The 7,613-nt window shown below is 60.4% G+C and carries 5 protein-coding genes and 3 pseudogenes; 3 read left to right on the top strand and 5 right to left on the bottom strand.

Going from position 1 to position 7,613, the window contains the following annotated elements:
• Positions 1-1,513: 1,513 nt before the first annotated feature.
• Complete coding sequence (locus tag K359_RS0138190) at positions 1,514-1,810, bottom strand: tyrosine-type recombinase/integrase (protein WP_084518647.1); 297 nt, start codon at positions 1,808-1,810, stop codon at positions 1,514-1,516.
• Between the two features lie 54 nt (positions 1,811-1,864).
• Between K359_RS0138190 and K359_RS54345 the strand changes: the two are divergent.
• Both K359_RS54345 and K359_RS0138200 read left to right on the top strand, forming a co-directional pair.
• A pseudogene (locus K359_RS54345) lies at positions 1,865-2,053 on the top strand (transposase); the annotation flags it as partial.
• Between the two features lie 11 nt (positions 2,054-2,064).
• A complete protein-coding gene (locus K359_RS0138200) occupies positions 2,065-2,313 on the top strand; it encodes a hypothetical protein (RefSeq protein ID WP_210293180.1) in 249 nt (82 codons plus the stop codon).
• A gap of 724 nt (positions 2,314-3,037) precedes the next feature.
• On the opposite strand, the gene K359_RS0138210 is transcribed toward K359_RS0138200, so the two are convergent.
• The 3 genes and pseudogenes from K359_RS0138210 to K359_RS0138220 form a co-directional block, all read right to left on the bottom strand.
• Positions 3,038-3,367: a hypothetical protein gene (locus K359_RS0138210; protein ID WP_029083950.1), complete on the bottom strand. Its 330-nt coding sequence runs from the start codon at positions 3,365-3,367 to the stop codon at positions 3,038-3,040.
• An 84-nt stretch (positions 3,368-3,451) separates the two neighbouring features.
• A pseudogene (locus tag K359_RS54355) lies at positions 3,452-3,935 on the bottom strand (Hsp20/alpha crystallin family protein).
• Between the two features lie 83 nt (positions 3,936-4,018).
• Positions 4,019-4,477, bottom strand: a complete 459-nt coding sequence (locus K359_RS0138220; RefSeq protein WP_029083951.1) for an Hsp20 family protein — start codon at positions 4,475-4,477, stop codon at positions 4,019-4,021.
• A 2,436-nt stretch (positions 4,478-6,913) separates the two neighbouring features.
• Here K359_RS0138220 and K359_RS59465 point away from each other — a divergent pair.
• Positions 6,914-7,162 carry a TIR domain-containing protein gene (locus K359_RS59465; protein WP_245284844.1) on the top strand — a complete coding sequence of 83 codons (249 nt, stop codon included), beginning with the start codon at positions 6,914-6,916 and terminating at the stop codon, positions 7,160-7,162.
• 150 nt (positions 7,163-7,312) lie between these two features.
• Here K359_RS59465 and K359_RS54365 read toward each other — a convergent pair.
• Positions 7,313-7,613: pseudogene (locus K359_RS54365) on the bottom strand (IS5/IS1182 family transposase); the annotation flags it as partial.

Below are 7,613 nucleotides of genomic sequence, written 5' to 3' on the forward strand. Positions count from 1 at the left end.
CAGCGCTGGCGCGCGCGGTTGGCGTGTTTTCGCCGCCTGCCGCAGATCATTGGCCACCGCTTGCTGAACCCTTCATTGCCAGAGTTGACGGTCTCCTACAGCCTGCGGAGGATGCGCCGCATTGCTGGGCGCCCGGCTCTTTAGCAAAGCTCTGCCAAGCGGTCACCACCTCCGCGCGTCCTCCTTCGGATTGCCCTCAGCCAGTCCGCGACCGTTTCAGCGAGAGACGGCGAAGGCATCGCCTGCGCCTGGCCGTGGTTCGGCCCGGACGGTTCATTTCCGTCGGCGAGGAAGAAGTAGGACCGTCGGGCCGACATACCCTCGGCCCTCAGGGGTGTATCCTAGTTCCTCGGCACCTGCTCGGGCAGCGATTTTCGGACAGAACTAGGTGGGTGAGCTCCGCATACAGAGCTTGAGCAAGATCTCTAACCTGCGCCTGTCGCTTCCTAACTTTGGTGAGAACGCTCGTGATGATCGCCAGAAGTGGCACCGATGATGAGGAAGCCCGCTTTTTACGTATTCTCGTTGCCAAACGATATTATCATGGCCAAGGCGGCGATTGCGCCGAGCGCAATGGGTCCCGCGATCAACCAAGCGCTAACTGTCCGCATAGCCAGCTCTTCACTATAGCACGACTCCATAGTGCCGAACTCTCCGGGGAGAGCCGGCCGTGTCGCGCCGCATGCAAATCTCCAGTTCCCTGCGATTACATTTCGCCCGAAACCTCGCGCGCTTACATCTGCTGATACCTGATACTGTTGCTCGCGCTTGCGACAACTACCGACCTATAGGGTAGGCAGCGGGATCTCGCCCGCTATAAGATTGTTAGGTTTGACGCTGCAATCTTGGGACTACAATTTCCATGCATTCTTCTTTTGTCCTCGCTGTGGGAGTTTTCCTGCTTCTTGATCGGGCGCGCGTCCTATCGGCTCGGTTACTGCGCTGGCCGCGAACAAGGTCGATGCGAGGCCTATCGTTTGTATATCAGGCATCCTGGCCGGCGCTGATCAAGGCGTGAGCCGCCGCAAAGTGCCTAAACTGTCCGCGACGCGCGCGTCGCGATCGGGTCGACGGTCTTTGCCCTGATCGCCAGTGCCTTCCTGTACGTCCTGTCGCCGCAGCCGAGCGATCCGAATTTGCGCGGCACCCTTCAGCCGCGGGATGGGGAAATCGTCCCGCTTGCGCTTGGCGGGCCAGTAGGAGGGGATGGTCCGGCAGGCAGGGGGCCGTACTCGACTCCCATGCGGTTGACTAGCACTTCGGGAAATCATCCTGCCAAGGTACTCGCATAAAATCGCCCCGCGCATGGGCGGGCTCGCGGATCTCCGCGCTGCTGACCCGCGGGCCGCCGGTAACATGAACCGGGACATGCCAAAGCCAGACGCCAGGTGTACGCTCGCTGGCGTAGCAAATGCGGCCGATCTGCTGACCGTCCTTGAGGACGGGATTTCGGTCGGCCGCAGCGCGAGGCTCATTCGTCGTCGCCCTTGTTTTCGATTGCCTTGGGCGCCTGCTACTCCTCGAGCTGCTCGCGCCGGCGCTGCTGCGCCTCGGCCGTGCGCTCCATTGCCGCGCGGACGTCGTCGACGGTCGCGTCGGTGTAGAATTCGGACGTGATGGCAATGGTGGAATGGCCGAGCAGTTCATACACAATGCGCAGATTGCCGGTCGCGCGCAGCGTCCGCATGCCGGTCGTGTGGCGCAGGTCGTGAATGCGTCCGTTCACGCCGGCTTTATCCCATTTTTGTTTCTTGTTTGAGGCGAAGCCGGCTGACGTGATCGGGGCGCGTTGGCCCTTGACTAGGCTCAGGACCTATTAATTTTGATTGATGCGTGATTCAAGGTCTCGGATTCGGAGGCTTTGATGGGTGATTTGTTTTTGCTGAGCGAGCGCCAGATGGCGCGCATATCGCTGTGTTTTCCGTTGGCGCTTGGCGTGCCGAGAGTTGACGACCGGCGCGTCGTGAGCGGCATCGTTTATGTCATCCGCAACGGCCTGCAGTGGAAGGACGCGCCGAAAGGCTACGGCCCGCACAAGACGCTCCATGGGAGAGGCGCGTGGATATGAAGGAAGCTTCGGCTATGACGGAAGCCTCCGGGCTGACGGACGAGGAGGGTGACATCGAGCAGAGTTTTGTGGCCAGGCCGATTAACCAGACGGAGCCGCGAGCGAACCGAAGCCCGCTGCATTCGCACTCGTCCGACAGCGCGATGCGCTGGGCCGAGCAGTTGCGCAAGGTGACCGTGAAGTCCCCATTGCAGTCGCTCCTCGTCGCGTTCCTGCTCGGGGTTTGGGTCGCGCGCCGGCGCTAGGGAATGTGTGGGTGTGTGAAGCTCAAGACGTCTCAGACCTCGCTGGGCTTCCACGATCTTGCGATCGCGAGCGCCCTCGATGAGGGCGGCGCTGAAGCCCGGCGGAGCGGGCAGCAACCTCTTTCCCGAAGGCGTTGCCACGGTAACGGCCCCCGACACGGTCTTGACCATGGCAAAGCAGGGCGTTGTCCTCAGGCGGCCCGCGGGATCGAACGGGCACCTCGCCAAACAGTCCGGCCTGCCGACCTACTCCGGCGACAACGACGGTCGCGGACGCCCAAAGCGCCGTCCGAAGCCCAAGATCAGCGAAAAGGCCGCCCGGAAGGCCCGCATCGGAATTCGAGAGGGAGCATTCACGACAGCAGGCCGAGCGCCGCCGTGAAGAAACCGCAAGAGCAAGAGACCGTGAGCGGCGGGACAAGGGGTCGCGAAGGCGCAGGTGGCGTTCGATCGGGCAAAAGGTGAGCATGAAGCTAAGGCGAGGGCCATTGAAAGCGGCGTGCGGCATTCGAGAGACGAGCCGAAGACGAGAAGGCTCGCTGGGAGAAGCAGAACAAAAAACTCGATGCCGCCCTGCGTCGGGCGCGCGAATAGCGCCACAGTGTCGTCTACGCTCGCTACGCGGGCTGGTCTCTCGACTCGCTCATGAAAGCAATGAACGGAACGGCCCCACGTCGCGAAGCATGCCCCAGCAGAACCATCGTCACGACAGCCTGCGTGAGCATCATGCTGACCTCCGCAAGGCGGCGGCCCAAGGCCGCCGCAGCCGCATCGCGAGGCCGCCGGGGCGCGGCGGATCGTCATCGTCGCCGTCGAGCTTGCGCAACGCGGCCACGATATCTGCGAGCCCGATGGTGTGGCCCATGCCGGGGATCTCGCGCAGGGCGGGGCAGGATTCGACGGCGTAGATGTCCGACGCCCATGATGACAGGATGATCCGCTTCTCCGGTACCGAGAGCCCGTTGTCGTTCAGGACATCCCCCGCAGACGCATAGTGCGCGGCTGGATGAAACGGGGGATTGAGATTGCCGGTGTTCGTGTTGGCGTTGGTCATCGGTTGACTCCCTTACACGCTCCTTTCCTCGGGACTGGTTTTCAGTGAGTTCGGGGCGGCGGCGACCGCCGCCCACGATGGTCTTTACTGCGCGTTGATCGCGATGCGCTTGACGTCCGCCCGCGAGTTCTCGGATTTCGGCAGCGAGATGGTCAAGACGCCGTTCTTGAACGACGCCTCGGCCTTGTCCTCGTCGACGTCATCGAGCGCGATCTGCCGCTGGAACGAGCCGTCGTGGCGCTCGGTGAAGTATTTGCCTTCGTCCTTGCGCTCGCTCTTCTTCTCGCCGCGGACGGTCAGCACGCCGTTCGCGATTTCGATCTGGACGTCCTTTCTCCGTCATGCCGGGAAGCTCGGCTGAGATCGTCAGCGCCTTGTCGGTCTCGCTCAGTTCGATCTTCGGCCAGCCGAATTGCCCTTCCATGAGCGGTGATAAACCTGTGCCGCGGAAGACGTCGTCGAACAGACGGTTCATCTCGCGATGCAGCGTCATGAACGGATCGTAGTTGCCGCGCGTGGACGCGAGCTCCTGGTTCCTCGACCAGGGAATGAGATCACGGATTGCCATGGCTTTCTCCTTCGTTGCATGAGGGAAGGGAGCGCGGCGGCGCTGGCGCGCGCCGCACTCCGCCGTCGCCCCTCGACCGGGCGTCAGGCCGCCTTCTTCTGCTCGATCTGCGACGGAGATCCACCGCTTCCGATCTGGATCCGGCGCGGCTTCATGGCCTCCGGCACCTCGCTGACCAAGTCGACGATCAGCAAACCGTCTCGGAAGGAAGCCTCCTTCACCTGGACGTAGTCGGCGAGATTGAACACCCGCCGAAATGGACGGGCGGCGATGCCCTGATACAGATATTCGCCGGTCGCCTTCTCGAGCTTGCTGCCCTCGATGGTGAGCGCGTTCTGCTCGGCCGTTACGGTGACGTCGCCGGCGCCGAAGCCGGCGACGGCGAGCGAGATCCGGTAACGGTCTTCGCCGAAGCGTTCGATGTTGTAGGGTGGGTAGTGGTCCTCGGTCGCCTGGCGCAGCGTGCCTTCGACGAGGCCGGCCAGGTGGTCGAAGCCGATGGTGGAGCGCCATAGGGGCACGAAGTCAAACGTGGTCCTCATAACCAAGTCCTCCAGAGAGCAAGATGGATACGAAGGAGCGCAGGACAGGGGTTTCGGACAGATCCGAAGACCCAACCCGGCGCCCGTGCCGGACCCGTTAAAGGCGCCCGGCGCACCGCTCTCGCGGCGAAAAATGACGTAGAAAAGCAAGAGGCTGTTTCAAGAGGGGAGCGCAAAAAAAAATTGCAGCCGTCGGGCACAGCGCGTCGCCGTGCGCCGCCTTTCCGAAGGACTTGCAGATGCGACGAGAGGCATTTTGACAGCCAATCGCGTCCGAATATTTTTTTTGCGCCGGGGATCTCTTTCCCCGCTTTCGCAACACCGAAAACGACCGTGACGACCGTCAGGAGAGACGACGAGACGAAGATCTGGCCTATCCGTGCGCACCGCAGCAACATTCACCGCTATCGACGGCTGCTAAGGAAAATCAGGAGAAGGTCCACATAGTTTTTCCTTGCGGTTGAGCAGAAGCTGCTCGAGTTCCCGGCGGCAGCCGCCTTCCCGGTAGATCTCCGGTCGTGCGGAGGGGTATGCCTTCGCCTACGCATGGCTCGAAGAAAGCTTTGTCCGGACCGCCGTAGACTTGCTCCCTCGGCCCATCACCATCGACGTTGGTGAGGGCGCCAACGCCAAACGGCACCCAACCAATCTTCGCGCTCAATCGCCAAATTGACTGCACTCATAGGGCGATCGATTAACACATAGCAACCATTCATTGAAGGCACCTGACGGTGAAAGTGAGGAGGTGGCGCGGCCTGTTGCGATCCCCGCAATCAGGGGAATTGCCGCTTGGCAACTCCCGATGTTCCTTATATGTTCGACTTAGGCCGGAGAGGATTCGATCCAATGAATGTAGAACTTTTGGCCGCTCTCAAAGAGGTCGCGAAGCGTCGGGCGCGGGTGCGCTGCAGGTCTTGATCAAAGAGGGTATTAACAACTCTCGCGGCGGATTGACGAAGGAATACGGCGGTCGGACGTTAAAGAAGGTTCGTGCCCTCCGTCGTAAATGAGTCGTTCTGCGACATCGCTGGCGATGGTTTCCACGGATGCGAGCGACAAGTCGGTCTGCGCGTGCTCAGCGGCGAGGACTTTACGCCCAGCGAAAAGGCATATTGATTGGCTCGGTCCCGGCGTGTATTTTTGGGAAGGCGATCCGGTTCGGGCATGGGAGTGGGCTAAAGACCGAGGCTACTCTGAACCGTTCGTTATCGGGGCGATCATAGACTTGGGCGAATGTTTAGATCTCACTTTGCGTGAAAATCTTGAGTACCTAAGCATCGCCTACTCAGACCTGCGGCGCGTTCGGCGCCAAGCTAAGTCGAAGCTTCCTTCAAACAAGGATGGTCGCCGACTACCAAAACGCGACAAAGTACTCAGGTTTCTCGAGTGTGCGGTGATTACTCACCTTCATCACATGGTCGCAGATGCCGTCGCTGAAAAACGTTACCTCGATTTGATACAGTGCGCGGGTTGTTCGAGGGGGAGATCCCGCGTTTCGCGGCGCTCGATTCTATAGCCGCACCCACACTCAGATTGCCGTAATCAACCAGCGCCTTATCCGTGGTGTTTTTCTTCCGAGAAGTCTTGATAGCCGGTCGCTCGAGCAAGCGATGTCTGGCTCCTAGTCGGCTATTCACTCCCTGGCATTTAATCCAAACGTCTGGCCAGCTGGACAAGTTTGTTGTTTGCAGCGCCCAGTTGTCGAAGAGGTGCACCAAAGCTGAAAATTATCTCTGGATGAAAACTAGCGCCGTATTAGTGCGAGGCGTCGCCAAGGCTGATTCCGGGAAAATTCGGCAAGCGCCTGTGCCTCAGTTTGAGATTGTCTGGCTTCCTGCCTGCTTCTTGCACACGCGGCGCAACCCCGGACGGTCCGCTTGTCGATCCCCGTCAGCGCATCCTCCCGGCCAAGCCAGAAGCCGTCGCCGCGGTAGCGACAAGCCTCTTATCAGTCCGGCGAAAAATTTTAGAACAAAAATGGCCAGAATGCGTGACAATGGTTTTCAACTTCTTAGGGACGCGTCAGGCGGGGTGGATATGCGCTTGGTAAGGTTCTGACGCTCGGCGAACGACGTGTTGATTAGGGCCGGATCCGTTGTCCAAGAGGTAGATCTTGATCCGGCCGATGCACTTGGGTGGGCTATGGCCCCCGGATGCGGCCACCGCGAAAATCTGTTCAGCATCGCCTAATCAGCATCAAAATAACATCTCGCGCCCGCAGGGAGCCTGGCTACGGTATGATAGCCGAAGCAACGATTCGGCGGCCAGATCTGGCCTTGACCCCAAGTCCGCGCCGCCGTAGCGCCCCGTCCGAAAGGGCGGGGCGCTTTCCTTTTGCATATGTCCCTTGCGGGCGATTCTAGCAGAGCATCAGATGGGTACGCCGCAACTGTATACTGTCAAACAGGCCTTGGATCGTTGGTCGCGAGCGGTATTGTGGATACGGAAGCAGGCCTTCGATCGCGGGCGCGGCAGAATGTCGTGTTCGAACTCGGCTTCGTTATCGGGAAGTTTGGGGCAGCCAATGTGGCTGCGCTTATGAAGTCGACGGTGGAGAAGCCATCCGACCTTGATGGCATTGCCTATATTCCCTACGGCCCGGGCACTTCCTTGAAGACTGAGCTTGCACGCGAAATGTATCACATGAAAATCCCCTTCGATACCAAGGCTGTTCTTACAGCTTAGGTAAGCCTCGATCGTGCATCAATCTTGAAGAATGCTCGACGTGATCGAAGCCGGCGATGAGGGGGGTGATTGGCCGCGACCCAGGCGCGGCTAAGTAGGCTGATCAGTTTGATCTGCATCGCTAAGTCCAAGGGAGTAACTGGTCGTCGGTTAAGAAGCCGATTTGAGTGGTGTGCGGTGGCTGGTGACTGAGAAGAAGGCAGCCAGGAAGAGGTACCAAAGAGCCCTTAGCCAGGCGAGGATGCGGCGGAAGTTGTAACCGACGGCGGAGAGGATGACGTTGGCGGTATCGCCGGCGCGGCCTTTGAGGTAGCAGCGGCCGAGGTGTCCGTCAGCCTTCAAATGGCCGATCACGGGCTCGATAGCGGAGCGGCGCCGCAGCTGGCGCTTGATAGTGCCGAAGACGCCGCGCTTCTGGCCGGAGATGAAGACGCGGCGCGGGTTCTGTGCG

Source organism: Bradyrhizobium sp. th-b2, assembly GCF_000426785.1.
Taxonomy (GTDB): Bacteria; Pseudomonadota; Alphaproteobacteria; order Rhizobiales; family Xanthobacteraceae; genus Bradyrhizobium; species Bradyrhizobium septentrionale.

Excerpts from the sequence above, each read along its gene's own strand:
- K359_RS0138200 (WP_210293180.1), top strand. The coding sequence starts at position 2,065 with ATGAAGGAAGCTTCGGCTATGACGGAAGCCTCCGGGCTGACGGACGAG.
- K359_RS0138210 (WP_029083950.1), bottom strand. The coding sequence starts at position 3,367 with ATGACCAACGCCAACACGAACACCGGCAATCTCAATCCCCCGTTTCAT.
- K359_RS0138220 (WP_029083951.1), bottom strand. The coding sequence starts at position 4,477 with ATGAGGACCACGTTTGACTTCGTGCCCCTATGGCGCTCCACCATCGGC.